Annotated in this window: 23 protein-coding genes and 2 tRNA genes; 9 read left to right on the forward strand and 16 right to left on the reverse strand. The window is 65.1% G+C overall.

The window, feature by feature from the left end; translation table 11 throughout:
- Window positions 1–6: 6 nt before the first annotated feature.
- From ABZX86_RS31095 to ABZX86_RS31105, 3 genes are all read right to left on the reverse strand, one after another.
- Entirely contained in the window at window positions 7–171 is a 165-nt protein-coding gene (locus ABZX86_RS31095; protein ID WP_355128983.1) for a hypothetical protein, read from the reverse strand.
- A 5-nt stretch (window positions 172–176) separates the two neighbouring features.
- On the reverse strand, window positions 177–1,055 hold the full coding sequence (locus ABZX86_RS31100; protein WP_355128510.1) for an SPFH domain-containing protein: 879 nt from the start codon (window positions 1,053–1,055) through the stop codon (window positions 177–179).
- A gap of 130 nt (window positions 1,056–1,185) precedes the next feature.
- Complete coding sequence (locus tag ABZX86_RS31105) at window positions 1,186–2,547, reverse strand: FAD-binding oxidoreductase (protein ID WP_355128512.1); 1,362 nt, start codon at window positions 2,545–2,547, stop codon at window positions 1,186–1,188.
- 71 nt (window positions 2,548–2,618) lie between these two features.
- On the opposite strand from ABZX86_RS31105, the gene ABZX86_RS31110 reads away from it, so the two are divergent.
- From ABZX86_RS31110 to ABZX86_RS31120, 3 genes are all read left to right on the forward strand, one after another.
- Entirely contained in the window at window positions 2,619–3,539 is a 921-nt protein-coding gene (locus ABZX86_RS31110) for a LysR family transcriptional regulator (protein ID WP_355128514.1), read from the forward strand.
- A 102-nt stretch (window positions 3,540–3,641) separates the two neighbouring features.
- Window positions 3,642–4,073 carry a helix-turn-helix domain-containing protein gene (locus ABZX86_RS31115; RefSeq protein ID WP_355128516.1) on the forward strand — a complete coding sequence of 144 codons (432 nt, stop codon included), beginning with the start codon at window positions 3,642–3,644 and terminating at the stop codon, window positions 4,071–4,073.
- Window positions 4,070–4,945: an alpha/beta fold hydrolase gene (locus ABZX86_RS31120; RefSeq protein WP_355128518.1), complete on the forward strand. Its 876-nt coding sequence runs from the start codon at window positions 4,070–4,072 to the stop codon at window positions 4,943–4,945. The genes ABZX86_RS31115 and ABZX86_RS31120 overlap by 4 nt, the downstream gene beginning before the upstream one ends.
- Window positions 4,946–5,141: 196 nt before the next feature.
- Here the strand turns inward: ABZX86_RS31120 and ABZX86_RS31125 are convergent, their stop codons facing one another.
- The 4 genes from ABZX86_RS31125 to ABZX86_RS31140 all read right to left on the reverse strand — a co-directional run bounded on the left by ABZX86_RS31125 (window position 5,142) and on the right by ABZX86_RS31140 (window position 9,054).
- A complete protein-coding gene (locus ABZX86_RS31125; RefSeq protein WP_355128520.1) occupies window positions 5,142–5,921 on the reverse strand; it encodes an amino acid ABC transporter ATP-binding protein in 780 nt (259 codons plus the stop codon).
- A complete protein-coding gene (locus ABZX86_RS31130) occupies window positions 5,918–6,874 on the reverse strand; it encodes an amino acid ABC transporter permease (protein WP_355128522.1) in 957 nt (318 codons plus the stop codon). Before ABZX86_RS31130 ends, ABZX86_RS31125 begins: the two co-directional genes overlap by 4 nt.
- A gap of 9 nt (window positions 6,875–6,883) precedes the next feature.
- Window positions 6,884–7,792, reverse strand: a complete 909-nt coding sequence (locus tag ABZX86_RS31135) for an ABC transporter substrate-binding protein (RefSeq protein ID WP_355128524.1) — start codon at window positions 7,790–7,792, stop codon at window positions 6,884–6,886.
- Between the two features lie 152 nt (window positions 7,793–7,944).
- Window positions 7,945–9,054: an isocitrate/isopropylmalate family dehydrogenase gene (locus ABZX86_RS31140; RefSeq protein ID WP_355128526.1), complete on the reverse strand. Its 1,110-nt coding sequence runs from the start codon at window positions 9,052–9,054 to the stop codon at window positions 7,945–7,947.
- 130 nt (window positions 9,055–9,184) lie between these two features.
- Between ABZX86_RS31140 and trxA the strand changes: the two genes are divergently transcribed.
- Window positions 9,185–9,568, forward strand: coding sequence for a thioredoxin (trxA, locus tag ABZX86_RS31145; protein ID WP_327140836.1), 384 nt, complete (start codon window positions 9,185–9,187; stop codon window positions 9,566–9,568).
- A gap of 83 nt (window positions 9,569–9,651) precedes the next feature.
- Here trxA and ABZX86_RS31150 read toward each other — a convergent pair whose 3' ends face one another.
- Window positions 9,652–10,074: a 2-keto-3-deoxygluconate kinase gene (locus ABZX86_RS31150; protein ID WP_355128529.1), complete on the reverse strand. Its 423-nt coding sequence runs from the start codon at window positions 10,072–10,074 to the stop codon at window positions 9,652–9,654.
- A 96-nt stretch (window positions 10,075–10,170) separates the two neighbouring features.
- The gene (locus ABZX86_RS31155) at window positions 10,171–10,302 is read right to left on the reverse strand and encodes a hypothetical protein (RefSeq protein ID WP_297618851.1); all 132 of its coding nucleotides are present in this window, start codon (window positions 10,300–10,302) and stop codon (window positions 10,171–10,173) included.
- 202 nt (window positions 10,303–10,504) lie between these two features.
- Here ABZX86_RS31155 and ABZX86_RS31160 point away from each other — a divergent pair, with 202 nt between their 5' ends.
- On the forward strand, window positions 10,505–10,843 hold the full coding sequence (locus ABZX86_RS31160; protein ID WP_327140839.1) for a four-helix bundle copper-binding protein: 339 nt from the start codon (window positions 10,505–10,507) through the stop codon (window positions 10,841–10,843).
- 578 nt (window positions 10,844–11,421) lie between these two features.
- On the opposite strand, the gene polA is transcribed toward ABZX86_RS31160, so the two are convergent.
- Window positions 11,422–14,166 carry a DNA polymerase I gene (gene polA / locus ABZX86_RS31165; RefSeq protein ID WP_355128532.1) on the reverse strand — a complete coding sequence of 915 codons (2,745 nt, stop codon included), beginning with the start codon at window positions 14,164–14,166 and terminating at the stop codon, window positions 11,422–11,424.
- A 180-nt stretch (window positions 14,167–14,346) separates the two neighbouring features.
- On the opposite strand from polA, the gene ABZX86_RS31170 reads away from it, so the two are divergent.
- Window positions 14,347–14,419, forward strand: a tRNA-Trp gene (locus ABZX86_RS31170).
- 63 nt (window positions 14,420–14,482) lie between these two features.
- Here the strand turns inward: ABZX86_RS31170 and ABZX86_RS31175 are convergent.
- From ABZX86_RS31175 to ABZX86_RS31200, 6 genes are all read right to left on the reverse strand, one after another.
- Window positions 14,483–15,178 carry an ABC transporter ATP-binding protein gene (locus ABZX86_RS31175; RefSeq protein WP_355128953.1) on the reverse strand — a complete coding sequence of 232 codons (696 nt, stop codon included), beginning with the start codon at window positions 15,176–15,178 and terminating at the stop codon, window positions 14,483–14,485.
- A gap of 83 nt (window positions 15,179–15,261) precedes the next feature.
- Window positions 15,262–16,233, reverse strand: a complete 972-nt coding sequence (locus tag ABZX86_RS31180; RefSeq protein WP_355128534.1) for an ABC transporter ATP-binding protein — start codon at window positions 16,231–16,233, stop codon at window positions 15,262–15,264.
- Complete coding sequence (locus ABZX86_RS31185; protein WP_355128536.1) at window positions 16,230–17,456, reverse strand: branched-chain amino acid ABC transporter permease; 1,227 nt, start codon at window positions 17,454–17,456, stop codon at window positions 16,230–16,232. Before ABZX86_RS31185 ends, ABZX86_RS31180 begins: the two co-directional genes overlap by 4 nt.
- Window positions 17,453–18,493, reverse strand: a complete 1,041-nt coding sequence (locus ABZX86_RS31190; protein WP_327140843.1) for a branched-chain amino acid ABC transporter permease — start codon at window positions 18,491–18,493, stop codon at window positions 17,453–17,455. The genes ABZX86_RS31185 and ABZX86_RS31190 overlap by 4 nt, the downstream gene beginning before the upstream one ends.
- Window positions 18,494–18,567: 74 nt before the next feature.
- Window positions 18,568–19,809, reverse strand: coding sequence for a branched-chain amino acid ABC transporter substrate-binding protein (locus ABZX86_RS31195; protein WP_355128539.1), 1,242 nt, complete (start codon window positions 19,807–19,809; stop codon window positions 18,568–18,570).
- Window positions 19,810–20,036: 227 nt separating this feature from the next.
- Complete coding sequence (locus ABZX86_RS31200) at window positions 20,037–20,660, reverse strand: ANTAR domain-containing response regulator (RefSeq protein ID WP_297618871.1); 624 nt, start codon at window positions 20,658–20,660, stop codon at window positions 20,037–20,039.
- Between the two features lie 232 nt (window positions 20,661–20,892).
- On the opposite strand from ABZX86_RS31200, the gene ABZX86_RS31205 reads away from it, so the two are divergent.
- From ABZX86_RS31205 to ABZX86_RS31215, 3 genes are all read left to right on the forward strand, one after another.
- A tRNA-Leu gene (locus ABZX86_RS31205) sits at window positions 20,893–20,979 on the forward strand.
- A 252-nt stretch (window positions 20,980–21,231) separates the two neighbouring features.
- Complete coding sequence (locus ABZX86_RS31210; RefSeq protein WP_355128541.1) at window positions 21,232–21,786, forward strand: hypothetical protein; 555 nt, start codon at window positions 21,232–21,234, stop codon at window positions 21,784–21,786.
- A 12-nt stretch (window positions 21,787–21,798) separates the two neighbouring features.
- Window positions 21,799–24,693 carry a M56 family metallopeptidase gene (locus ABZX86_RS31215; protein ID WP_355128543.1) on the forward strand — a complete coding sequence of 965 codons (2,895 nt, stop codon included), beginning with the start codon at window positions 21,799–21,801 and terminating at the stop codon, window positions 24,691–24,693.
- Window positions 24,694–24,746 lie beyond the last annotated feature (53 nt).

Consider the following 24,746-nt stretch of genomic DNA (forward strand, 5'->3'; position numbering starts at 1 on the left):
CGGCGATCAGGAGGATTTATGTTCTCGCCCTGCTTGTTTCAGCGCCAGGCGGAGGGCGTACTCGATCTGGGCGTTGATGCTCCGAAGGTCGTCTGCGGCCCATTTGGCGATCGCGTCGTGGACGGCCGGGTCCAGCCGGAGCAGGACTCGCTTCGGTTCGCGTTTGGCCACCGGCATCAGGAGTAGAGGGTTCCGGCATTGACGATGGGCTGGGCGGCGCGGTCACCACACAGGACAACCAGCAGGTTGGAAACCATTGCCGCCTTACGCTCCTCATCGAGTTCGACCATGCCCTGTTCCGCGAGGCTGTCCAGGGCCATACCGACCATACCGACCGCGCCGGCCACAATGCGGCTGCGGGCGGCGACCACCTGATCGGCCTGCTGGCGAACCAGCATGGCCTGGGCGATCTCCGGCGCGTAGGCGAGGTGGGTGATGCGGGCCTCGATAATGTCGATACCGGCCAGTTCGGTGCGCTCGCGCAGTTCGGTGGTGAGCTCGCCGGCGATCTCGGCGCCATTGCGCAGACTGGTGCCGTCCACCTCATCGGTCTGATAGGGGTGGGTGGTGGCCAGGTGCCGGACCGCGGTCTCGGACTGGGTCCGGACGAAGTCCACATAGTCGTCGACCGCGAAGGCCGATTTGAAGCTGTCGACCACGCGGTAGACGACCACCGCGGCGATCTCCACCGGGTTGCCGGCCGAATCGTTGACCTTCAGCTTCTGGGTCTCGAAATTCCGCACCCGCAGCGAGATATTGCGGCGGCTGCTCAGCGGGGTGACCCAGTGGAATCCCGACTCCTCCACGGAGCCGATGTAGCGGCCGAAGAACTGAATCACCTTGGCCTGGTTGGGATTCACGACCACGAACCCGCTCAGCACCAGCACCGCCGCGAGGATGGTGACCGCCAGCAGTATGCCCAGCGCGGTCGAGGAACTCCCCGAGTCGTTGTCTCCCTTGAGCCCGTTGATCTCCACGGCGATCGCGATGATCAGCAGTATCAGGACCCCCAGCATCAGGAACCCGTTCACCCGGAACGTCCGACGCATCTCCATGACACTCTCCTAGTATCGAAGTGATATCACGAAGATAGCGCTTCCCGAGGTCGCTGCCAAGGGCCTCCCGGTTCCCGGAAACGCGTCGCGCCCGCCATCGGAGCACTGGCGGGCGCGATGCGGTAGCGGATCAGTGCGGCAGGATATTGCGGTTGAAGCGGAAGAGGTTCCGGGCGTCGTACTTCGACTTGAGGGCGGCCAGGCGGTCGTAACCGGAGTCGGAGTAGCCCGCGCGGGTCTGCGCCTCGTCCGCCGCGGCGCCACCGCCGTAGAGGAAGTTCAGATTGTGTCCGATGGTCCAGGGCTGCAGCGTCTTCCGGATCCGCGCCAGTCCGTCGGCGATCGCGGCGTCGTCCGGCCCCGGCATGGCGATGGCGCGGGCGATGTACTCGGCGTCGCGGTGCTCCATCACCGACGGGCCGGGACGGCCCAGCGCACCGCCCAGGTGACGGAAACCGGCGACGACCGGGAGCGGGGACTGCGGCCCCGTCGCCTCCAGGAAGGCATCGGTGGCATCGGCCGGCAGCTCGGAAAGCAGCGCATTGGTGGCGGTGTACGGGTGCGGGTTCGGCGGATCGTTGTAGATGGTGTGGCTGTCGGTGTACGGCATCATCCGCAGGTCGTCCGAGAACAGTTCACCGACGGCGCGCAGCGGTGCGACCAGGTGCTCCCCCTCGGCCTCGGAACCGGTGTAGACGATATTCACCGTGGCCAGGTACCTCCCGCGCAGACGCTCCGGGAACTGCGGGATATTCGGCATGGTCATCATGGTGATGGCGGAGGAAAGCTGTTCGGGGACATCGGCGGTCCACAGCCGCCAGGCCTCCAGCGCCTGTGGCACCAGCGCGGCGTCGAATTGCAGCTGGCCGCCGTAAACCGTTGCCACCGGCACCAATTCGAGCTCCAGTGCGGTGACAACACCGAAATTTCCCCCGGTGCCCAGCACCGCTGCGAAGAGTTCGTCGCCGGGCTCCAGGCGGCGCAGCCGTCCATCCGCGGTGACGATCTCGACGGCGCGCACATGATCTGCGGCATAACCGAATTCGCGAGCCATCAGGCCGATGCCGCCGCCTAGGGTGTAGCCGACCACACCGACGGAATCCGAGGAACCGTTCAGGGGTGCGAGCCCGTGCGCGGCGGCGGCCGCGATGAGATTTCCGGCCTGCACACCGGCGCCGATCCGAGCGGCGCGGGCGGCGGCATCGATCCGGATATCGGTCATACGGCTGGTATTGATGAGCACTCCCCTGTCGGCCGGAACCGAGAGGCCGTGCCCGGTAGCCTGCACGGCGACTGGAAGTCCGTGCCGCGCCGCGTATTCCACGGCGGCGCGCACATCCTCCGCGTGTGCGGCGGCGACAACGATGGCGGGGCGGTGAGTGTAAGCGGTTTGGAATCCCGAGATTTCGGCGTCGTAACCGGCGTCGCCCGGCCGCAGGACCAGACCGGTGGTGGCGGGCAATTCGGTGATCGAGTGCGTTGTCTTGGTCATGTCCATGACTCTGCCCGGGTCTGATTGATAACTCCAACAGTTAGTTTGTCTAGTAGTTATAATCAGCAGTTATGGAACTGCGGCAGCTGCGCTACTTCGTCACCGTCGCCGAGGAGGCCAACTTCACCCGGGCGGCCGCCCGCCTGCACCTGACCCAACCCGGTCTGAGTTCGCAGATCCGGCAGCTGGAACGCGAACTGGGACAACCACTTCTGGATCGTTCGACCCGCACGGTCCGCCTCACTCCGATCGGCGCGGCGGTGCTACCGCACGCCCGGGCGGCACTGGCGGCCACCGAGCAGATCACGCACACCGTCGACGAGTTCACCGGACTGCTGCGCGGGCGGGTGCGGGTGGGCCTGATCTCCGGCGCGGCCAATGACGAGATCGATATCGCGCAGGTGCTGGCCGACTACCACCGCGACCATCCGCAGATCGCCATCTCGCTCACCGAGGACACCTCCGAGCGGATGATCGCGGCGCTGCGGCACGGCGAACTCGATATCGCCCTGCTCAGCATTGCGAGCGCGGACCTCGGGCCCGACATCGCGACCGAGATCGTCTTCGATTCCACCATTGTCGCGGCGGTCGCCCGCGATGCCGATTTCGGCGACCGCATCGGCCTGGCCGAGCTGTGCGAGCATCCGCTCATCTGCCTGCCTCCCGGCTCCGGGATTCGATCCGTGCTCGAAACAGCCTGCGCGGCAGCGGGTCTGACACCCGATGTGGCCTTCGAGGCGGCCGCGCCACCGCTGCTCATTCGATTGGCCCGGCACGGGCTCGGCGTGGCCATCGTCCCCCCGCTCGCCGGTGCGGATGCCACCGAACTCGGGGTGCGCATGCTCGATATCGATCCGCCGATGACGGGACGGCTGGTACTCGGCTGGAACAACGAGCGGACGCTGAGCCCGGCCGCCAAGGTCCTGCTCGGCCAACTCCGCATCGCCGTCGGCGGGTGGAAGGACCCGGCCACGATGTTCCGCCACCCCTGAATCGCGACCGGGACCGGAAGAGGCAAACCTCCGCCGTACAGCTCTAAACTTCCCTAAACATCCCTATTGCGCTATTCGATAGGGACGTTTAGGGTCATTCAAGTGAATGAACGCCTCTACTCGGTGGACGAAGTGGCCGAACGCCTCGGACTGCACGTCCGGACGGTTCGCAGCTATGTGCGGGACGGGAAGCTGCCTGCTGTGCGCATCGGCAAGCAGTACCGGATCGCGCATGCGGATCTGGAGGCTTTCACCGGCCGGCCGGTACCCGAGGCGCTGCGGGACTCCGCGGCGCGGGAGCGGCACAGCGAGGTGTCCAGCATTGTCGAGGTCGACGCCGTGGATCAGGCCACCGCGCACCGGGTTTCGACGCTGCTGAGCGGTGCGACGGGCAATCGGCAGGCGGGAGACGAACCGCTGCGGTTCCAGACCTTCTACGACGCCGAACGCGCGCGATTGAAAATCATCATCGTGGGCGGGCTCGGCGAGACCGCCCGCCTGCTCGAATACATGGAAGGGGTGCTCACCTCATGAGCACGACTGTGCAGAAGACTCCCGCGCCGATCTACAAATCCGAGGCCGGAGCGGAGGCGATTGCGCGCCGCTACCGAGAAGTGCTGGCCGACTGGCCCATTCCCGCCGAGCAGCTGCATATTCCGACCCGCGAGGGCGAGACCTTCGTCCTCGCCTCCGGACCGGCGGACGCGCCGCCGCTGGTACTGCTGCACGGCTCCGGGGCCAACTCCTCGACCTGGCGCGGCGATATCGCCGCGTGGTCAAGGGATTTCCGCACCTACTCCGTCGACCTCGTCGGCGAACCCGGCGGCAGCGCACCCGTGCGCCCGAAGCTGAACTCCGACGCGGTCGCACTGTGGCTGGACGATGTCCTGGCAGGACTGGGCATTTCGCGCACGGCCGTGGTGGGCATGTCGCTCGGCGGCTGGACCGCACTGGATTACGCCGTCCGCCGCCCGGACCGCATCACCCGGCTGGCTCTGCTCTGCCCGGGCGGCGTCGGCAAGCAGCGCTACGGCTGGATCCTCAAAGAGATACTCCCCCGGCTACTGGGCCGCCACGATATCCGCCGCTCAGCCCAGACCGTAACCGGCCTGGACGCAGCAGATCTCGGACCGGTCCTGGACGATATCGCCCTGACCTTCACCCACTTCAACCCCCGCACCGAACGGCTCCCCCGCGTCACCGACGCCCAACTCGCCGCCCTTCCCATGCCTGTCCTGACCCTTGTCGGCGACCGCGACGTCATGCTCGACTCCACCGAAACCGCCCGCCGCATAACCACATTCGTCCCGAACGCAACGGTCGAAGTGCTCCCCGGCGTAGGCCACGCCATCCTCGGACACACCGACACCATCCTCACCTTCCTCCGCACCACAACAACGCCCTGACTCCTCTGAAACCCCCGTCATCCCGGCATGTTTTTGGCCGGGATCCACACCTCATACACGGCAAGAGGTTTCGTGGATCCCGGCCAAAGGCGCGCCGGGATGACGGGGTGGGCACCCGAGAACGGGGTGAGCTGCCGGATATGCACCGGCCCCGCTCCGAGTCACGGAGCGGGGCCGGGCGGAAAGGCTTGTCCTGCTACAGAATGCGGGACAGGAAGGCCTTGGTGCGGTCGTGCTGGGGGTTGGCCAGGACCTCGCGCGGATCACCGGCCTCCACCACCACTCCGGCGTCCATGAACACCAGCTGGTCGGCAACCTCACGGGCGAAACCCATTTCGTGGGTCACGACCACCATGGTCATGCCGTCGGCCGCCAATTCGCGCATGACGCCGAGGACTTCGCCGACGAGTTCCGGATCGAGCGCCGAGGTGGGCTCGTCGAAGAGCATCAGCTTGGGATCCATGGCCAGCGCCCGCGCGATGGCGACACGCTGCTGCTGTCCGCCGGACAGCTGCGCCGGATACGAATATGCCTTGTCCGCCAAGCCGACCCGGTCCAGCAGCTCGCGGGCGCGGGCGACAGCGGTGGCCTTCTTCAACTTCTTCACCTGGGTGGGCGCCTCGATGACGTTCTCCAGGACGGTCCGGTGCGGGAAGAGGTTGAAGTGCTGGAACACCATGCCGATATCGCGGCGCTGCTTGGAGGCATCGCGCGGATGCAGTTCGTAGAGCTTGCCGCCCTTCTCGCGATAGCCGACGAGCACGCCGTCCACGTACAGTCGTCCGGCGTTCACATCCTCGAGATGGTTGATGCAGCGCAGGAAGGTGGACTTGCCGGACCCCGACGGACCGATGAGGCACATCACCTCACCGCGCTTCACCTCCAGCGAAATCCCTTTGAGCACATTGAGTGCGCCGAAATTCTTGTACACCTGTTCGGCGCGCACCATCGGCGCCGAGGCATCTTCGAGACTCATTTGCGCCCATCCCCTCCGACGGCCTGCGCGGCGACCAGGGCGCGCTCCTGCCGTCCCGTCAGCTTCCGCGAGGTACCCCGCGAGTAGTAGCGCTCCAGGTAGAACTGACCCACCATGAGCACACTCGTGATGATCAGGTACCAGGTCGCCGCGACCAGCAGCAGCGGAATCGGCTGGAAGTTCACGCCGTAGATATCCCGCGCCCGGCCGTACAGGTCGGTGGTGAGCGGGATGGCCGTCACCAGCGAGGTGGTCTTGAGCATGGAGATGAGCTCATTGCCGGTCGGCGGAATGATCACCCGCATGGCCTGCGGCAGCACGGTGCGGGTCATGGTCTGCGACCACGACATGCCCAGCGCCACCGACGCCTCGCGCTGCCCGTCGTCGACGGAATTGATTCCGGCGCGGACGATTTCGGCCATATAGGCGGCCTCGTTCAGCCCCAGGCCGACCACCGCGAAGAAGAACGGCGCCGACCAGTGCTGCACATCGAAATTCGCGAACGACGGCCCGAACGGCACGCCCACGGTCACCGTCTTGTACAGCGAGGGGAACAGACCCCAGAACACCAGCTGCACGTACACCGGCGTCCCGCGGAAGATCCACAGATACGCCCAGGCCACCGAGCGCAGCACCGGATTCGGCGACAGCCGCATGACCGCCAGCAGCACCCCGAGCAGCACGCCGATGAACATGGCCAGCACGGTCAGCTCCAGCGTGACCGCGGCGCCCTTGGCAATGTTGATGTCGCGCAAGTACTTCCAGTACGTATCCCAGTGATAGGCCGGGTTCGTCTTGGCGCCGTAGAGGAACAGCCCCACCAGCGTCAGCAGCACCACGGCGGCGATCCACCGGCCCGGCCGTCGCAGCGGAATCGCTTTGATCGGCGCGGGCTCGGTGGTGGTCGCGACCGTCACGGCCGAGGCTGCGGAATTAGTCTCGTCCTGTGACATCTAGCGTTATCAGCTCTGTGCGCCGTTGATGACCGACTTGGTGATCACGCCGTCCTGAACGCCCCAGTTCTCGGCGATCTGCTTGTACTCACCGCTGTCGATCAGGTGCTGCAGGGCCTCCTGCAGGACCGGCGCCAGAGTGGAGCCCTTCTTGACCGGCCAGCCGTACGGCGCCGAATCGAACATCGCGCCGGCGGCCTCGATGGTGCCCTGGTTCTGCTTGATGGCGTACGCGGTCACCGGGGAGTCGGCGGACATGGCGTCGACCTGACCGTTCACCAGCGCGGTGGCCGCGGCGCTCTGCTCGTCGTAGGAGACCTTGGTGATCTCCGGCTTACCCTCGGCCTTGCACTTGGCGCTCTTGGCCGGGATCTCGTCGGTGTCCTGAACGGTGGTGCGCTGCACCGCGACTCGCTTGCCGCAGGCATTGTTCGGATCGACCGGCTTCCCCTTCTGCTGGGCCCACTGGCTGCCCGCATTGAAGTAGTCGACGAAGTCCGCGGTGGCCTCGCGCTCCTTGTTGTCGGTGAACGACGACATGCCGATGTTGTAGGTGCCGGCCTCGATGGCCGGGATGATCTTCTCGAAGTCCGACTCCTGGTAGTCGGCCGAAACGCCGAGCACCTTGGCGACGGCGTCCACCAGATCGACGTCGAAACCGACGATCTTGCCGGTGCCCGGATCCTTGTACTCGTTGGGCGAGTAGGGGACGTTCACGCCGACCACGATCTTGCCGCTGCTCTTGATGTCCGCGGGCAGCTTGGCGGCGATGGTGTCGACCTTGGACACATCCACCTTGGAAACCGCAGGCGCATTGGAGTCGGAATTACTCGTACACGCGGTCAGCGCCAGGGCGCCGCCCGCTAGTACGCAGACGGCCCGCAGGGCACGCCCGCGGAAATCTTTACGAACAGACACAGCAGTCCTCCACAGTTCGGTCACGCGACAACCGGGCGTCGCCCGCCGATTGAAATGTAAGCGAGTCGAACATTCCATGCGGGTCGGTAACCGAACATTAATCGGCGACACGCCGATGCATGGCCGATACACGCCCGGTTCCGGAAGTGCGCTCACCAGCGGTGCAGCCGGGCCCGCACCTGCTCGGTGAATTCGGAGGTAGATGCTAACCCACCCAAATCGGATGTCGCGACTCCGGACCGCAACGTCTCGGCAACCGCATGTTCGATCCGCTCGGCCACCCGCCGCAGCGCGCTGTAGGAATCGCGTTCGGCCAGCCAGTGCAGCAGCATGGCGGAGGAGGCCAGCAGCGCAACCGGATTGGCACGATTGTGCCCGGCCAGTGCCGGTGCGGCGCCGTGCACGGCCTGCGCCATGGCCTGGCGCTGTGAACAATTCAGGGAGGGGGCCATCCCCAGCGAACCGCTCAGTTCACCGGCCAGATCCGAGAGGATGTCGCCGAAGAGATTCTCGGTCACGATGACATCGAAATCGGCGGGTGTGCGGACCAGCAGCGCCGCCACCGCATCCGCGTGCCGATCGTTCACGGTGACGTCCGGATACGCTTCGGCGACCTCGTAGCACACATCCCGGAACATGCCCATGGTCATCGGCAGCACATTCGCCTTGTGCACGATGGTGAGCCGCCTACTCCGGGTCTGCGCGATTCCGAAGGCCAAGTGTGCAATTCGCTCGGTCGCCGCGCGCGTCACCACGCCGACCGACAGCGCCACATCCGCGGTGGGCTGGAACTCCCCCGAGCCCGCGAACATATTCCGGTCCGCGTAGAGCCCCTCGCTGTTCTCCCGGACGATCACCAGATCCATCTCCGGGGTGGTCGCGCGGACGCCGTCCAGGGTGCGCGCCGGACGGATATTTCCGTACAGGCCGAATCGTTTGCGAATCGCGCCGCCCGGCGGCAGACCGGTGCGGTGGTCGGCGGGATAGGAGGCATTGTCGTGCGGGCCCATGATCCAGGCGTCCAGACCCTCGAGCGCCTTCAGGGTCGGTTCCGGCATCGGGTCGCCGAATTCCTCGATGGCGGCGTGACCGATCAGCAGCGGCACCCACTCGATGGGCGGCAGACCCACCACCTCGACGGCTTCGTCGACCACGGTACGGGTGGCCCGGACGATCTCCGGGCCGATGCCGTCGCCCTCGATGAGGCCCAGCCGGAGCCGAATATCACTGTCGCCCGGTAGCCGAGTCTCGCTGTCGCTCATGACCGCCATCCTCGCGCAATCGGCCTGACAGCCACGCGGCGGCACGCGGTTGGCGGCTACCGTAGTGGGTAAAGGGAAGAGAACAGCAGGGACCGGTGTTGGACCGGGAAACCCGACACGAGAGGACGTCATGGCCACCCAGACACTGACCGAGCAGAACTTCGACGAGACCGTCACCGGGAGTGATGTCGTTCTCGTCGATTTCTGGGCCGCTTGGTGCGGTCCGTGCCGCCAGTTCGCCCCGACCTTCGAAGCGTCCTCGGAGAATCACCCCGACGTCGTCTTCGGCAAGGTGGATACCGAGGCCGAGCAGGGACTCGCCGCTGCTGCCAATATCCGTTCCATCCCCACCCTGATGGCCTTCCGCGAAGGCGTGCTCGTCTTCGCGCAGCCCGGTGCACTGCCGCCGGCCGCGCTGGAGGACCTCATCGGGCAGGTGAAGGCGCTGGATATGGAAGAGGTCCGCAAGCAGCTCGCGGAGCAGCAGGGCGCCGAGCAGGGTGCTGAGCAGTAAGGGAAATCCCCTCGCGCAGTACACAATTCACACATTCGAATGCGCCGCACCCTGGAAAGGGTTGCGGCGCATTCGTTTATGCGTCAGGCGAAGGTGTTGATACCGGCGATCATGGCGCGGACAGTGGATTCGGCGCTGTCGTCGGCAAGGGCCGCGCCCCAGCCGCGACGACCGTTGAACTCGCACAGCACGAAGGTGGCGGTGCCGATTTCGGTGCGGCGCTGATGGAATTGCAGGATCTCGATGGGATAGCCCTCGTCGTAGAGCGCCGAGGTGAGTGCGGCGACCGGGCTGCCGGTCGCGGTGACGGTGCGCAGCCGGCCGGCGAACTCCAGGGTCGCGGTGAAATTCGCGGCCCGGAGGTGAGTCCATTCGCTCAGTTTGAGCGCACCCGCATCACGGCAGTAGCGGTCGTAGAACTGGGCGGGGCTCAGGCCGGCGCTCTCGGCCCGCAGAGTAGCGGGGGCAGCGGCGATGAACATGTGGGTATCGATGGTGAGTGTCATTGGACTAGGTCTTCCCGACTCTTCGCAGAATTTGGCAGAGGGGACCAGCACAAGAAAAAGATTCACACGGCCCGCAGCGGGGGGGCCGGTCCGAAATCAGACCCCGCTGCGGCGGAGAACTACGAGTACGCGCGCCACAGCCACCATCGCGGTGAGCGGAACAAGCGCGGCGCGGTCGCGGTCGGCGACATTCTGCGCTGCGCTGCGGCTGTAGGCGGGATTCGGCACGGGACCGAGCATAAGGGCTGATACAGGCATTGGCAACCATATTCGTCTTCGACTCACGGGTAACTTTGCCGCAGGTCATCCGCCTGTGGCGCGCGCCATAGCAACCTCCGTCATCAGCTATAGCAACCTCGGATGCCACAATGGGCAAACCCTGTCGGACTGTCGTTCGAACCCTCCGTGAACTCCGAGGAGCACCTCCGCGATGACCGATCCGAAAATCATGCAGACGATCAACCATCTGTTCGGCTGCCACCGCACCTGCGTCCGCCAGACCGGCGAATCCCTGGACATCGGCGGCGACCATGCCGCCCGCGCCCATATCGCCCAGCTCATGGACTGCGCCGCGCTCTGCCGCCTCACCGCCGATATCCTCGACCGCCGCTCCCCCTGGGCCCTGGAACTGTGCGAGCTCACCGCCAAGGTCTGCACCGCCACCGCCGAAAGCTGCGAACGCCTCGACGAACCCATCGCCGCCCGCACCTGCCGCGAAACCGCCGAGGTGGTCAACCTCCTCGCCACCCAACTCACCGCAGCCCCGTAAAACCACCCCACTAGCCCGCTGCCGCCCGAAATGACCGTCCCCTAGGACGAATTCGAGGCGTGTCACCCATGCCCGCACAGCCGCCCTATCGACGCCGGATGAAATCGCGCCGCCATCCCGCCGGCCCAGGGCACGCACCACCAGGGACACCGCCGATTCGGCGCGCCCGGTGGACGGAACGGACTGGCCCGCCGATGCGCACACTGCGGACCCTGGGCAATCTGCTCGAAATCGCGGGCACGCGAACTCACCTCGTCATCCCGGCATGGTTTCGGCCGGGATCCACCCCGGCAGCGCAGCAACAGGTTTCGGTAGATCCCGGCCAAAAGCGCGCCGGGATGACGAGGCAATCGCCACATCAGCCGGGCTGGCTCCCTCGCACGGCTCCTGCGGGGGACTCCCTCGCTCGGCTCCTGCGGGGGGCTCCTCTCTCGCCACACGCGAGGCTCGCTGAGGCACTGGCTGGGATTCCCTGACATCGCGGCCAATTCGATGTGCGCCGGCCGCGAATCTCCCTCTTACACACTGCAGCCCGTGCTCGTCAGAGCACGGGCTGCGAGATCCAGGGGTACTGAGCCTCAGTGGGCGGCGGCGTCCCAGCTGCGGCCGACGCCGACGGAGACCTCGAGGGGGACCGAGAGTTCGATGGCGTTCGACATGTGTTCGCGGGCAAGGGCTTCGAGTTGGTCGCGTTCGCCGGGGACCACTTCGAAGATGAGTTCGTCGTGGACCTGCAGGAGCATGCGGGATTTCAGGCCGGCGGCGCGGATGGCGCGCTGGACGTCGATCATGGCGACCTTGATGATGTCGGCGGCCGTGCCCTGGATGGGGGCGTTGAGGGCCATGCGCTCGGCGGCCTCGCGGCGCTGGCGGTTGCTGGAGTCCAGGTCCGGGAGGTAGCGGCGTCGGCCGAAGAGGGTTTCGGTGTAGCCGGTCTTGCGGGCCTCGTCGACGGCATCGCGCAGATAGTCGCGAATGGCGCCGAAGCGCTCGAAGTACACGTCCATCTGCGCCTTGGCCTCTTCGGCGCTGATCTTCAGCTGCTGCGACAGACCGTAGGCCGACAGACCGTAGGCCAGGCCGTAGGACATGGCCTTGATACGGCGGCGCAATTCCGCGTCGACCGCGGTGATCGGAATGTCGAATGCCTTCGACGCGACGAAATTGTGCAGGTCCTCACCGGAGTTGAAGGCTTCGATGAGCCCCTCGTCCTTGGACAGGTGCGCCATGATCCGCATTTCGATCTGGCTGTAATCGGCGGTCATGAGCGATTCGAATCCCGGACCCACCACGAAGGTGTCGCGAATACGGCGCCCGGTATCGGTGCGAATCGGAATGTTCTGCAGATTCGGCTCGGTGGAGGACAGGCGACCGGTCGCGGCCACCGTCTGATTGAAGGTGGTGTGAATGCGCCCGTCGTCGGCGACCGATTTGAGCAGGCCGTCGACGGTGACCTTGAGACGCGTGGCATCGCGGTGCTCGAGCATGTGCTGCAGGAACGGGTGCTGAGTCTTCTCGTAGAGGCTCTCCAGCGCATCGGCATCGGTGGTGTAGCCGGTCTTGGTGCGCTTGGTCTTCGGCATATCGAGCTCGTCGAACAGCACCACCTGCAGCTGCTTGGGCGAGCCCAGATTGATCTGCTTGCCGATCACGTCGTACGCCGCATTGGCGGCCTCGCCGACCCGGTTCGCGAATTCCTGCTGCAGCTCTTCTAGCTGATCGGAATCCACCGCGATGCCGGCGGCCTCCAGATCGGCGAGCACGGTCAGCAGCGGCAGTTCCATATCGCCGAGCAGCGCGGTGGACTCGATGCGCTCGAGTTCCGCGTCGAAGGCATCGGCGAGGTCGTACACCGCACGCGCACGCAGCATTTCGGCCTGGGCGACCTCGGCGTCGGCCTGATCCTCGTCATCGAGCAGGGACAGCTGGGTTTCCCCGCCGTCGTCCACGCGCAGTTCCCGGCTCAGGTAGCGCAGCGACAGATCGTCGAGATTGAACGAGCGCTGGCCGGGGCGCACCAGGTACGCCGCGAGCGCGGTATCGGTGCTGAGCCCGCCCAGCGTCCACCCCCGCCCGCGCAGCGCGTGCATGGCGGACTTGGCCTCGTGCACGGCCTTGAAGGTGTCCGGATCGGCGAGCCAAGCGCCCAGCGCCGCTTCGTCTTCCGGGGTGAGGGTGTGGACGTCGAGGTATCCGCCCTCACCGTCGGCGGCGGCCAGCGCGAGCGCCTTCACATCGCCGTGCACCGGCGTGCCCACGCCCACCACCGAGAGTCCGTGCCGCACACCGGTCTTCGCGTGTTCGGCGAGCCAGTCCCCGACGGTGCCGGGCGGCAGTGCCGCACCGCTGATCTCGAAACCGGACTCGGCCTCGGGCTCCACCGGCGCGAGCGTGTCGAACAGCCGATCACGCAGCACCCGGAATTCGAGCTCGTCGAAGAGGCGGTGGATCTTGTCCCGATCCCACGGCTGCATACCGAGCTGATCGGGTGTGTACGCCAGCGGCACATCCTTCACCATTTCGGTGAGCTGCCGATTGAGCACCACGCTGGAGAGGTTGGCGCGCAGCGCGTCTCCGACCTTGCCCTTCACCGTGTCGACCTTGTCGACCAGGTTCTCCAGATCACCGTATTCGTTGATCCACTTGGTGGCGGTCTTCTCCCCCACGCCCGGAATGCCCGGCAGGTTATCGCTGGGGTCGCCGCGCAGTGCCGCGAAATCCGGATACTGCGCCGGCGTGAGCCCGTACTTCGCCTCCACCGCGGCCGGGGTGAACCGGGTCAGCTCGGAAACACCCTTCTTCGGGTAGAGCACGGTGACATTGTCATTGACCAGCTGCAGCGCATCGCGGTCACCGGTGACGATCAGCACCCGGAAGCCCTCCGGCACCGCCTGCGTGACCAGCGTCGCGATCACATCGTCGGCCTCGTATCCCTCGATGGCCATGACCGGAATACCCATTGCCCCCAGCACTTCCTGGGTGGTCTCCACCTGCCCCCGGAACTCATCCGGAGTAGTGGCCCGATTCGCCTTGTACTCCGGATACGCCTCCGTCCGGAACGTCTTGCGACTCACATCGAACGCGGCGGCCACATGCGTGGGCTTCTCGTCCCGCAGCAGGTTGATCAGCATGGCGGTGAACCCGTACACCGCATTGGTGGTCTGCCCGCTCGCCGTCTTGAAGTTCTCCGCGGGCAGCGCGTAGAAGGCGCGATAAGCCAGCGAATGTCCATCCAGCAGCAGTAGCGTCGGCTGCTCGGTGGACACGGCAGCGCCAGATGCGGACGCGGCACTCGGCCGCTGATCGGTAGAGGCAGGGGTCACGGCACAGAGTCTAGGGACGTGCACCGACACGTGCGGGAACCGGGCGCATTCGCCACGCCCAAGCGGACGAACCGGACGGCCCGCGCTCGGTCGGCCAGGGTTTTTGCTGGATAGTGGCCTCACCGGGAAATGGATTTTCGCCGGAGGGCGCAGGCTGATAATGTAGCCACGCGAGAACCAAGGGGCGTAGCTCAATTGGCAGAGCAGCCGTCTCCAAAGCGGCAGGTTGCAGGTTCGATTCCTGTCGCCCCTGCATTAGACCGGGCCGGTCACCTTCACAGGTGACCGGCCCGAATGCTTTCCGGGGCAGGCTGATTCAGCCGACGCCGAGGTAGGCGGATTTGACCGCCGGATCGTGCAGCAGGTCGCGGCCGTTGCCGGTTTTGGTGACCTCGCCGGTTTCCAGAATGTAGGCGCGGTCGCTGCGGGTCAGGGCCTGCTGGGCGTTCTGCTCGACCAGCAGGACCGTGGTGCCCTGGGCATTGATATCGGCGATGATGCGGAAGATCTGCTGGATGATCATGGGGGCCAGCCCCATCGACGGCTCATCGAGCAGCAGCAGTTTCGGGCGCGCCATCAGGGAGCGGGCAATGGCGACCATCTGCTGCTCACCGCCCGAGAGCGTGCCGCCCACCTGCTTCTGTCGCTCCTTGACGCGCGGGAAGAGCGAGAACACCCACTCCAGCGTCTGGTTGTAGTCGGCCTTGTTCTTGAAAGGCCTGGAGTAGCAACCCATATCGAGGTTTTCCTGGACCGTCATACCCGGGAACACACCGCGTCCCTCGGGCGCCTGGATCAGGCCCAGGCCGACACGTTCGTGCGCTTTCACCCGGGTGATATCGCGGCCGTCGAACAGCACCCGGCCACGCCCCAGCGGGAGCAGCCCGGACAGCGCACGCATGGTGGTGGTCTTGCCCGCGCCGTTCGCGCCCAGCAGGGTGACCAGTTCACCCGGCGCCACGGACAGCGAAATACCGTGCAGCGCCTGGATTCTGCCGTAGCTGACCACCATATCGTCGACCTGCAGCAGCGCATTGGGGTCGGCGGGCGGCAAGGCCGCTTTCGCATACGGCGTCTTGGCGGGGTTCGGCGATGTCACAGGGCTTCACCCATCTCTTCGTCGGGCACGCCCAGATAGGCGGCGATCACCTTGGGATCCTCCCGGATCTCGGCCGGCAGCCCATCAGCGATCTTGCGGCCGAATTCCAGCACCACCACCCGATCGGTGACGCCCATGACCAGGCGCATGTCGTGCTCGATCAGCAGCACCGTGAAGCCGTCGTCGCGGATCTTGCGAATGAGATCCATGAGAGCGGACTTCTCCCGCGGATTGAATCCGGCGGCGGGCTCGTCCAGGCACAGCAGCTTCGGTTCGGTGGCGAGGGCGCGCGCGATCTCGAGGCGGCGCTGATCACCGTAGGAGAGATTGCGCGCCTTCTCCACCGCGTGCGGGGCGATGCCGACGAATTCCAGTAGCGCCATACCTCTTTCGACCGCGTCGCGTTCCTCGCGGCGATGGCGCGCCGTCCGGAATACCGCACCCGGCACGGAGGTCTTGTGCCGTGCGTCGGTGCCCACGACCACATTCTCCAGAGCCGTCATCTCCGAGAAGAGCCGGATGTTCTGGAAGGTGCGGGCAATGCCCAGGCGGGTGATCTCATTGCGCTTGGTCTTGGTGAGCGGTTTGCCGTCGAAGTACACGGTGCCACCGGACGGGCGGTACACACCGGTGATGGCATTGAAGCAGGTGGTCTTGCCCGCACCGTTCGGCCCGATGAGCCCGAGGATCTCACCGCGGCGAATATCGAAGGTGACATTCTCCAGTGCGGTGAGGCCGCCGAATTTCACGGTGAGCCCGTCGGTGCGCAGCAGCGGCTCGCCGATCTGGGTCTCGATCTCACGATGCGGCGCAACAACTTCCGCGACCGCCTCGGGATCCTTGTATACGGGCAGCACCGCGGTCACATCCAGTGTCCCCGCGCTCGGTTCGAAGTCCGGAGACTGCGCGTAGCCCGCCGCGACATCCTCGTTGTCGAACATCGCATCGCCCGGACCCGGCCCGGTCATCGGTTCGCTCCTGACGTAGCTTCGGCCGTCTCTCCGGGCCGCCGCACGGCCCGCGTGATCTGCCTGCCGTAGGCGAGCAGCTTCTGCCGCACGGGGAACAGCCCCTGCGGCCGGAAAATCATCACGACCACCAGCGTGACACCGTAGAAGAGGTACTTGTAGTCACCGAGCGACTGCCCGCCGATATTCACCGACATGAACCGGTTCGGCAGATAGACGATCAGGAATGCGCCGACGATCACGCCCAGCTTGTTGCCCTGGCCGCCGATCACCACCGCGCACAGGAACAGCATCGAGTTGATGATGTTGAATCCGGTCGGATTGATGAACTGCACCTGACCGGCATACAGCGCACCCGACATACCGCCGATGCCCGCGCCGATCATGAACGCCCACAGTTTGAACTTGAAGGTGGGCACGCCCATCATCTCGGCGGCGTCCTCGTCCTCGCGAATGGCCACCCAGGAGCGGCCCACGCGGCTGCGCTCCAGATTGCCGACGAACAGCAGGATGAGGACCACGAACAGCATGCCCAGCCAGAACCACCAGGCGCCGGAGTTGGCCCGGTCCAGCGGATTCCAGCTGTGCGGCTGCCCCAGATTGCCGGAGGAGAAGTAGCCCTCCGGATGGGAGTCGGAGACCCCGACCCGGGGATACGCGATCCGGGACAGGCCCAGGCTGCCATTGGTGATATCGCCCAGATTGTCGGCGAGCAGTCGCACGATCTCACCGAAGCCGAGGGTCACGATAGCGAGGTAGTCACCGCGCAGCCGCAAGGTCGGCGTGCCCAGGATCAGGCCGGAGACCGCGGTGACGGCAATGGCCAGCGGTACACACACGATCCAGGCCCAGCCCGGCTTCAACCAGCCGTCCGTTTGATTCCACGGACTGTTCGGGCTGGTGAGCAGGCCGACGGTGTACGCGCCGACCGCGTAGAAGCCGACATAGCCGAGGTCGAGCAGACCCGCCTGGCCGACAACAACATTCAGGCCGACGGCAATGAGCGCCGTCATTGCGAACTGCGCCATCACCCCGGAGAAACTGGTGCCCGGAGTATCGAGCAACGGCACCTTGAACAGCGGCAGCAGGGCGAGCACAGCGATCGCGGGCACACCCACGCTCCACTGCGCCGGGCGCGACAGTCCGTTCCACCAGCTGCGGATCGCATCGCCGACACCCCTTCCGGCGGAAGGTTTTTCGTTCGGTAGTACGGCGTGTGTCATACTCGCGCCCTTCCCAGGCTCTCACCGAGAATGCCGGTCGGACGGAACATGAGCACGGCCACCAGCACCACGAAGGCGACCACGTCACGCCACTGGGTGCCGAACAGAATCTGGCCGTAATTCTCGGCCAGGCCGAGCAGCAGACCGCCCAGCAGCGCACCGCGCAGATTGCCGATGCCGCCGAGCACCGCGGCGCTGAAGGCCTTGATGCCCAGGATGAATCCGCCGGAGTAGATGATGCCGTTCGGGATCTTCAGCGTGTACAGCAGTGCGGCGGCGCCGGCCAGCAGACCGCCGAGCAGGAAGGTCAGCATGATGATCCGCTCCCGCGAGACGCCCATCAGGGTCGCGGTGTCCGGATCCTGCGCCACGGCGCGAATGCCGCGGCCGAATTTGGTTCTGTTGATGAGGATTTCGGTGGTGGCGGCCAGGATCACCGCGGCCACGATGATCACCAGGGTCACATTGGTGACCGACGCACCGAAGATCTTGAACTGCTCGGTGGGCTGCACCAGCATGATCGGCTGCTGCGCATTGGTGCCGCCGATGTTCTTGTTGGTCAGCTTCGGCAGGACGTAGTGCACGGTCTCCTGCAGCACGAACGACATGCCGATCGCGGTGATCAGGAAGATCAGGGGTTTGGCGCCGCGTTTACGCAGCGGCCGATAGGCGACGCGTTCCAGGCCGACCGCGGTCAGGCCGGACACCAGCATGCCGATGACCATGGCCACCAGCAGATATACGACGGTGAGAACGACGCCTTCGGAATAGACATTGCCGCTGGGGCTGAATCCGACCACCATCAGGCCGACATACTGACCGAACATGCCCACCATGAATATTTCCGAATGGGCGAAATTGATCAGCCGGAGCACACCGTAGACGAGGGTGTAACCGACCGCGACCAAGGCGTAGATCGAACCATATGCCAAGCCGTCCACGGTAAGTCGCCAGAACTGGTCGACCACGCCCGAGACGTTGAATTCGATGGACCCGTTGGCAAGCAGAGCCGCATCGGCCAATAGGGATGAAGACATTCAATACTCTCGCCGTAGAGGAAGCGGCGTGTGCCGGGATCGCCGGCACACGCCGCTCCAGAATCGGGGGGTGGCTACTTGACCTGGTACATCCAGATCAGCGCGTTGGACAATTCGCCCTGCGCATTCCACTTGTATTCGCGGGCCAGACCCTGGCCGTCGTAGTTCTTCACGTAGTCGACCAGGTCGGGGCGGGTCACCTTACCGGCGGCAATGCCCTTGAGCACGATGGTGGTGAGGTCGTAGCCCTCGGTCGAGTAGGTGCCGGCGTCGTAACCACTGGAGGCCTTGTAGTCGGTGGCGAACTTGTCCGGCGCCGGACCACAGGGGCACGACAGCAGCGCGTCCTTCGACGAGTTACCGGCCTGCTTCACGAACTCGACGTCCTTGGTGCCGTCGTCGGAGATGAAGGTGGACGTCACACCGCCCGAACGCAACTGCTGCACGAACGGGGACGCTTCGGCGTAGTAACCCGCGTAGAAGATGGCGTCCGGCTTGGCGGACGCCATCTTGGAGACGACCGCCGAGAAGTCCTTGTCACCGGCCTTGACCTGGGCGGCGCAGCTGGAATCCGCGATCGGGCCGAGGCCCTCGGTCAGCGTCTTGGCCAGGCCCGTGCCGTAATCGGAGTCGTCCTGCACCACGCAGATCTTCTTGTACTTGCCGGTGCCCGCCAGGTACTTGGCGACCGACGGACCCTGCACACCGTCATTGCCGAGGCCGCGGAAGAAGGTCTTCCAGCCGTTGGTGGTGAGGGAGACATTGGTGGCGGACGGCGTCAGCGACAGCAGCCCGGCATCGCTGATGATCTGGCCGGTGGCCTTGGTCTCGCCCGAGAAGGTCGGGCCGATCAGTGCGGTGATGCTCGGATCGCTGATGATCGTCGGAATGACCTGGGTGGCCTTCTGCGGATCACCCTCGGTGTCGAACTTCTTGACCGACACCTGGCAGTTCGGATTGGCCTTGTTGTGCTGGTCCAGCGCCAGTTGTACGCCACGCACAATATTGAGGCCGAGGTTGGCGTTCGGCCCGGTCAGCGGGCCCGCCATGGCGATCGTCTGCGGCGCGCACTTGTCATTGCCGTCGCTGGCCGGATTCGCCGCCGCGGAGTTGTCGGAAGCCGGCACTTCCTTACCGTTGGCGTCGATCTGAACCAGGGGCTGGATCGTCAGATTGCTCGCACCGGCGGCACCGGTGCTGGAATTGTCGGTGGACTTGCTACTACAGCCGGCAGCGCTGAGCGCGAGTACTGCTGCAGCTCCGACGACCACCACCCGGGCCATGCGGCTGTGCCGCAGCGCCGACGTGCGCGTCATTGAACCAAGCACGATTCACCTCTATGTTCTCTACTCCCCGGCTCGCCGAGGAGGGCCGCCCCATCGATCGGCCCGGACAGAACATATCCCCGCTACGTTAGGTCCGCATCACAAACGGATCATCCATGTGACATCGCAACAAACGAAAGAGCCCCTCGTGTTGCCGGAATGTAAATCGCATCAGCGCATTCACGGCAACAGAGGGGCAAAGTTCGAGCAAAACGGTCTTACTTGGGTGCCAAATTCTCCAGCACTACCTCGGCGACCGCCTTCATCGTGGTGCGACGGTCCATTGCCGTGCGCTGAATCCACTTGAACGCCTGCGGTTCCGAGAGGCCCTGGGTCTGCATGAGCACACCCTTGGCACGCTCCACGAGCTTGCGGGTTTCGAGCCGATCGGCGAGATTCGCGACTTCGCCTTCGAGCGCGGTGATCTCATGGAATCTGCTGACCGCCAATTCGATGGCGGGCACCAGATCCGATTTCGTGAACGGCTTCACCAGATACGCCATCGCACCCGCGTCCCGAGCCCGCTCGACCAGGTCGCGCTGACTGAACGCGGTCAGAATCACCACCGGCGCAAGACGTTTCGACGCGATCTCACCTGCTGCGTCGATACCGTCCCGGCGCGGCATCTTCACATCCATGATCACCAGATCAGGACGCAACTCCTCGGCGAGATCCACGGCCACCTGACCGTCTCCCGCCTCTCCCACCACCTGATAGCCCTCCTCCGAGAGCATCTCCACCAGGTCCATCCGGATGAGCGCCTCGTCCTCGGCAACCACCACCCGCTTGGGGGCCGATGCCGCGGCATCCTTCTTCGAACCGCCCCCTGCTGTCGTTCCCATAGATGAACCCCTGTCGCTCCGATACCAACACCCGACGGCACACCGGTCCGAAGCCACCCTCAACGGATCGGCACGTACCCGAGTTAACCAAAGAGTACCGTCCACCGCCCGCTACAACCCACGTACCCAGCGCAAACTGACCAGTATCACAACGATGTACTTCTCACCCCCGCCCCGCCGAGCCCCGGTTAGGCCACCGACCCCCCAACCCGCTATGCTCTTCCAGCGGTGCGCCGAGTTGGCGGAATAGGCAGACGCGACGGTCTCAAAAACCGTTGTCCGAAAGGACGTGTGGGTTCGATTCCCACACTCGGCACCAAGGTGGGGTCATTTCGGGAATCTCCGGAATGACCCTCTTTTCATGCGGTCCGCAGTTGATAGGCCGCTGCCTGCCCCCGGCGGGAATTCGCTAGACTGCCTCTTCGGAACGCGATGGACAGTGCGTCTGCTTCTCGCACAAGGCATTTCAGACCCCCTGCCCCGGTTCGGAATCCTGGTTCACCGCGGCAACGGACGGCAGACGCTATACGCTGATCGTCCGGTACTGATCAACTGTCTTTCAAGGGGCACTGTGAGCAGCGAAAACCCTTATCCTGCAGCGGGATCCAGTGCGACTGAAAACCGTTCGGTGCGAGTGGTCGTCCGTGACATCGTCGGCACGGTCGCACCGAACGAGCTGCCCATCGTCGAGGGACTGGCCAGTCTGGATGCAGAGGTTGCTATTCGGCGGCTCTCCGGATCCCGCGGCCGCCGCGAACCTCTCGGGTTCGGCGTGGAGGAGATCACCGTTCTCGCCACGCCTATCATATGGCTTGCAGTGAACGAGGCCGCTACCCGAGCTGGAGCAGCCGCAGCAGAAGGGGCCGCCAAGGGCGCCAAGGCATTGCTGCGAAAGGTGTTTCGCAGGCCGTCCGCACCCGCCGATGTCCCACCGTTGACCGCCGAGCAGCTGCGCGAAGTTCACCATTACGTTCTGGAACTGGCACAGCAACGCGGTGTGAACACCGAACAGGCCGACGTGATCGCCAATGCGGTTGTTGCACGCCTAGCGCTCTCACCATCGGACCAGGCGTGGGCTCCAGGCGGGCCCGGTGACCCGGACCATCCCGGCGGACCCCGACAGTAACGGCGAGTGGTCATGGGGGTCGACCCCACGCCGAGGATCGACGACGGTGCGATCGGCACCGGCACAACCATGCGCTTCATCTTGCTGGTGGTCTTGCTGGTCTCGGCCACCGCGGCGATGTTCTCCACCGTCACCAACGATCTGGTCGGAGGAATGAGCGACCGATGTTTGCTCTCTGCCGGCGCAGACTTGGATCAAGCCCGTGCATCCATGTTTTTCCTCGAAGTCCACAATCAGTCCGGTCTACGGCAAGTATGCGAAGACCAATTCCCGGACGTGGCGTGGTGGCTGTCGGTGGTGTGGGTGGCAGTCGTCGTATTCGTGTCCGCCGGATTGTTCTTCGGTTCACCCGTGTGGAAATCCCGCCGGCGCAGAGTCGTTCAGCTCGCGGCGGTGGATCCGGACGGCCGGTTGCACCGTCGACTCGCGGGCCTGGTCGCCGCCGCGCGCCTCACGAGCGCTCCGCGCTTTGTCGTCGATCTGGCGGCGGGACCAGCAGGTGCTGTGGTGTTCGGCCGCAATGGCCGACCGACGGTGTGCTTGCAGGGCGGGCTCCTGGCCGAGCGAGATACTGACCCGCATCGCTTCCGGGCTGTCGTATTGCACGAGTTGGCCCACATTCGCAACCGCGACGTCACGATCACCTATCTGACCATCACGCTCTGGCGAGTGTTCTTGGTATTCGTCCTCACACCGTTCGCCGTGTACGCGGTCTTCGCCCTCACTCATGGCGGAAGCTATTGGCGCACTGATCTAACGGATCACACAGGTTTTCTGATACAGGCGGCATTTCTCGCCGCACTCGTGTATCTGGCCCGCGCCGATGTACTGCGTCACCGCGAGATCTGCGCCGACCGCACTGCGGTCCGACTCGGGGCAGATCCCCGTGGCTGGGTGATCGAACCAGCCGAATTGATCATCAACTCCCCCAGACGCGTCTTGCTCTCGTTCCTCGAGCTATGGCGAACCCATCCACGGTGGCAACTCCGCCGCGACGCCCTCACCGATCCGGCCCCGCTGTTCGGCGCTCCGCTACTGACGTCCTTTCTGGCGGGCGCCGTCGCGAGATTGACCTCCGCCCAATTCGCGAGCTATGCGGCCGCGATTCGGCCGTCAGCAGATCCGGTCAGTCTGCACGAGTCGTTCGGACTCGTGGTCGCAGCCTTCATCGCCGGGACGGCCGGAATCGCTTTGAGCCGGTCGGTCATCTACGCCCAATTGACCACAACGCGCATTCCCTCAGGCTTCGCAGCGGGCCTATGCCTCGGAATAGGTTTTGTGGCCGCTGATCTGCTGCCCGCTGACGGTGAATGGCTGCCTGAGAAGCCCTGGATCCTTGCGCTGTTGCTCTGTTCGGGCGTGATTTTCGGCATGTGGTCGGCTGCCGGCACGGCACTCTGGATCAGTACCCTGCCCACTCGGGCTGTTCGGGTGAGTACCCTGCTCACACTTGTACCGGCCGGCCTGATGATGGCTGGGTGGCTCGCGTGGTGGGACATCAATCATGTCTGGTTCGAGGACGGTTTGACTTCTCATATCAGTGTCTACCTCAACCAGGCGACCATCTCTGGTCATCGCGCCGAACAGCGCATAGCGGAAGACGCCGTGCAGTACCTGTACGAACCAGGGATGATTCCGCTCTTCCCGTATGCAGCTGCCGCGGTGTGGGCGGTACCTGCGGTTGCCTGGACCGTCCGCCGCCACCGGGGGACACAGCTACCGGCCGCGCCCGGCATCGATAGCCGGGCTCGCCGGGCGTCGGCGCCGACCGTGCGGGAAGTATTGCGCCCCATAGCGATCGGCACTGTGACCTGCTGGACAGGCATCGTGATCGTTCAGGGGTACATGCACACTTTTCAGCCTCGATTGCCCAGCGATCGAGAAGGGTACGCGTGGATCTACCTCGGGTGGGTGCTGGTGGCTCTGCTCGCCGGGGCCGCAGCGGCCGCAGTGGCTGTCAACGTCTACTCGGACCGATTTCGCCTGGTGACGACGATCGTGGTCACCGAGACCGTGCTCATGTTCGGCGGGTTGGGGTTCGAGGCACTGAGTTCCCTCGACGGGTGCATCCCTCCGCTCAGCACCTTTCTGATGTCCTGCGGAGTCCAACTGTTCGAACCCAGGCTGATTCGCTTCTTCATCCCGGCGATCCTCGCGGCGGGCCTGGCGGTGGCGAGCCTCGTCGCGGTGGCGGCGACCATGATCGACGAGATTCGTACCCGGTTACGGCGACCGCGAGCGCCCGCGCACCACGGAACGTCGATCAACCCGCTCGAGCGGTGGTGGGTCGCCGTGATTGTCACCGCTGCGGTCGTCACAGTCGTCGCCAATGAACTCGCTGCTTCCGGTACCCGCCCCTCTTACGATCCGGCCTTCTGGGCAGCAACCAGCGGTCCTACCTTGCGCCCGATATCGCTGCGAACCCGCGGCTACCAATTGGTGAGCTGGGGAGCGGTCGGAGGATTCGATCTGATCATCCGATTCTTTCCCTATGAGGGGAATCAGCGATCTGCGCCGCTATCCGATCTACTCACAGGCTGTCGCGTCCTCGCACATATTTCCGACGACGCCGCCCACTCCTTCCGGCTACCGGATCCACAGCTGCTGCCACTCTGGTCGGCGTTCATCACAGGGGCTGCGAGCGCAAGCAAAGAATGCATAGACGCGGTCAACTCACTCCAGGTGCCCTTCACCAGCGAAGATTCGCAACAAGCGGAGGAAATCGACCGAAACGGCGCTCTCGAGCACGCACTCGAATCTCTCGACTACGTCGACAACGCGTTCATTGCCTTCGGCGTGTGCCTGAATCTCGTCCTGTTCGACAGCGGCCTCACCGATCCGGTTCCTGCTACACGACAACCCCGCCACGCACCTGTGCCCGTGGGCGTAGTACATCCAACCCGATAGCGCGAGACATACCTGGGTCGTCGGGCGGGAAGCCCTGCAGCGGAGCGAGATCG

This window comes from Nocardia sp. NPDC006630, assembly GCF_040611495.1.
Lineage (GTDB): Bacteria > Actinomycetota > Actinomycetes > Mycobacteriales > Mycobacteriaceae > Nocardia.

What these genes read in the sequence shown, in the direction of transcription:
- ABZX86_RS31120 (WP_355128518.1), top strand. Translation starts at nt 4,070, where the DNA reads ATGAGCACGACTGTGCAGAAGACTCCCGCGCCGATCTACAAATCCGAG.
- ABZX86_RS31195 (WP_355128539.1), bottom strand. Translation starts at nt 19,809, where the DNA reads ATGACGCGCACGTCGGCGCTGCGGCACAGCCGCATGGCCCGGGTGGTG.
- ABZX86_RS31190 (WP_327140843.1), bottom strand. Translation starts at nt 18,493, where the DNA reads ATGTCTTCATCCCTATTGGCCGATGCGGCTCTGCTTGCCAACGGGTCC.
- ABZX86_RS31175 (WP_355128953.1), bottom strand. Translation starts at nt 15,178, where the DNA reads ATGGTGGTCAGCTACGGCAGAATCCAGGCGCTGCACGGTATTTCGCTG.
- ABZX86_RS31100 (WP_355128510.1), bottom strand. Translation starts at nt 1,055, where the DNA reads ATGGAGATGCGTCGGACGTTCCGGGTGAACGGGTTCCTGATGCTGGGG.
- ABZX86_RS31140 (WP_355128526.1), bottom strand. Translation starts at nt 9,054, where the DNA reads ATGAGCGACAGCGAGACTCGGCTACCGGGCGACAGTGATATTCGGCTC.
- ABZX86_RS31130 (WP_355128522.1), bottom strand. Translation starts at nt 6,874, where the DNA reads ATGTCACAGGACGAGACTAATTCCGCAGCCTCGGCCGTGACGGTCGCG.
- ABZX86_RS31200 (WP_297618871.1), bottom strand. Translation starts at nt 20,660, where the DNA reads ATGGGAACGACAGCAGGGGGCGGTTCGAAGAAGGATGCCGCGGCATCG.
- ABZX86_RS31215 (WP_355128543.1), top strand. Translation starts at nt 21,799, where the DNA reads ATGGGGGTCGACCCCACGCCGAGGATCGACGACGGTGCGATCGGCACC.
- ABZX86_RS31105 (WP_355128512.1), bottom strand. Translation starts at nt 2,547, where the DNA reads ATGACCAAGACAACGCACTCGATCACCGAATTGCCCGCCACCACCGGT.
- ABZX86_RS31185 (WP_355128536.1), bottom strand. Translation starts at nt 17,456, where the DNA reads ATGACACACGCCGTACTACCGAACGAAAAACCTTCCGCCGGAAGGGGT.
- ABZX86_RS31160 (WP_327140839.1), top strand. Translation starts at nt 10,505, where the DNA reads ATGACCGATCCGAAAATCATGCAGACGATCAACCATCTGTTCGGCTGC.
- ABZX86_RS31125 (WP_355128520.1), bottom strand. Translation starts at nt 5,921, where the DNA reads ATGAGTCTCGAAGATGCCTCGGCGCCGATGGTGCGCGCCGAACAGGTG.
- trxA (WP_327140836.1), top strand. Translation starts at nt 9,185, where the DNA reads ATGGCCACCCAGACACTGACCGAGCAGAACTTCGACGAGACCGTCACC.
- ABZX86_RS31110 (WP_355128514.1), top strand. Translation starts at nt 2,619, where the DNA reads ATGGAACTGCGGCAGCTGCGCTACTTCGTCACCGTCGCCGAGGAGGCC.
- ABZX86_RS31150 (WP_355128529.1), bottom strand. Translation starts at nt 10,074, where the DNA reads ATGACACTCACCATCGATACCCACATGTTCATCGCCGCTGCCCCCGCT.
- ABZX86_RS31180 (WP_355128534.1), bottom strand. Translation starts at nt 16,233, where the DNA reads ATGACCGGGCCGGGTCCGGGCGATGCGATGTTCGACAACGAGGATGTC.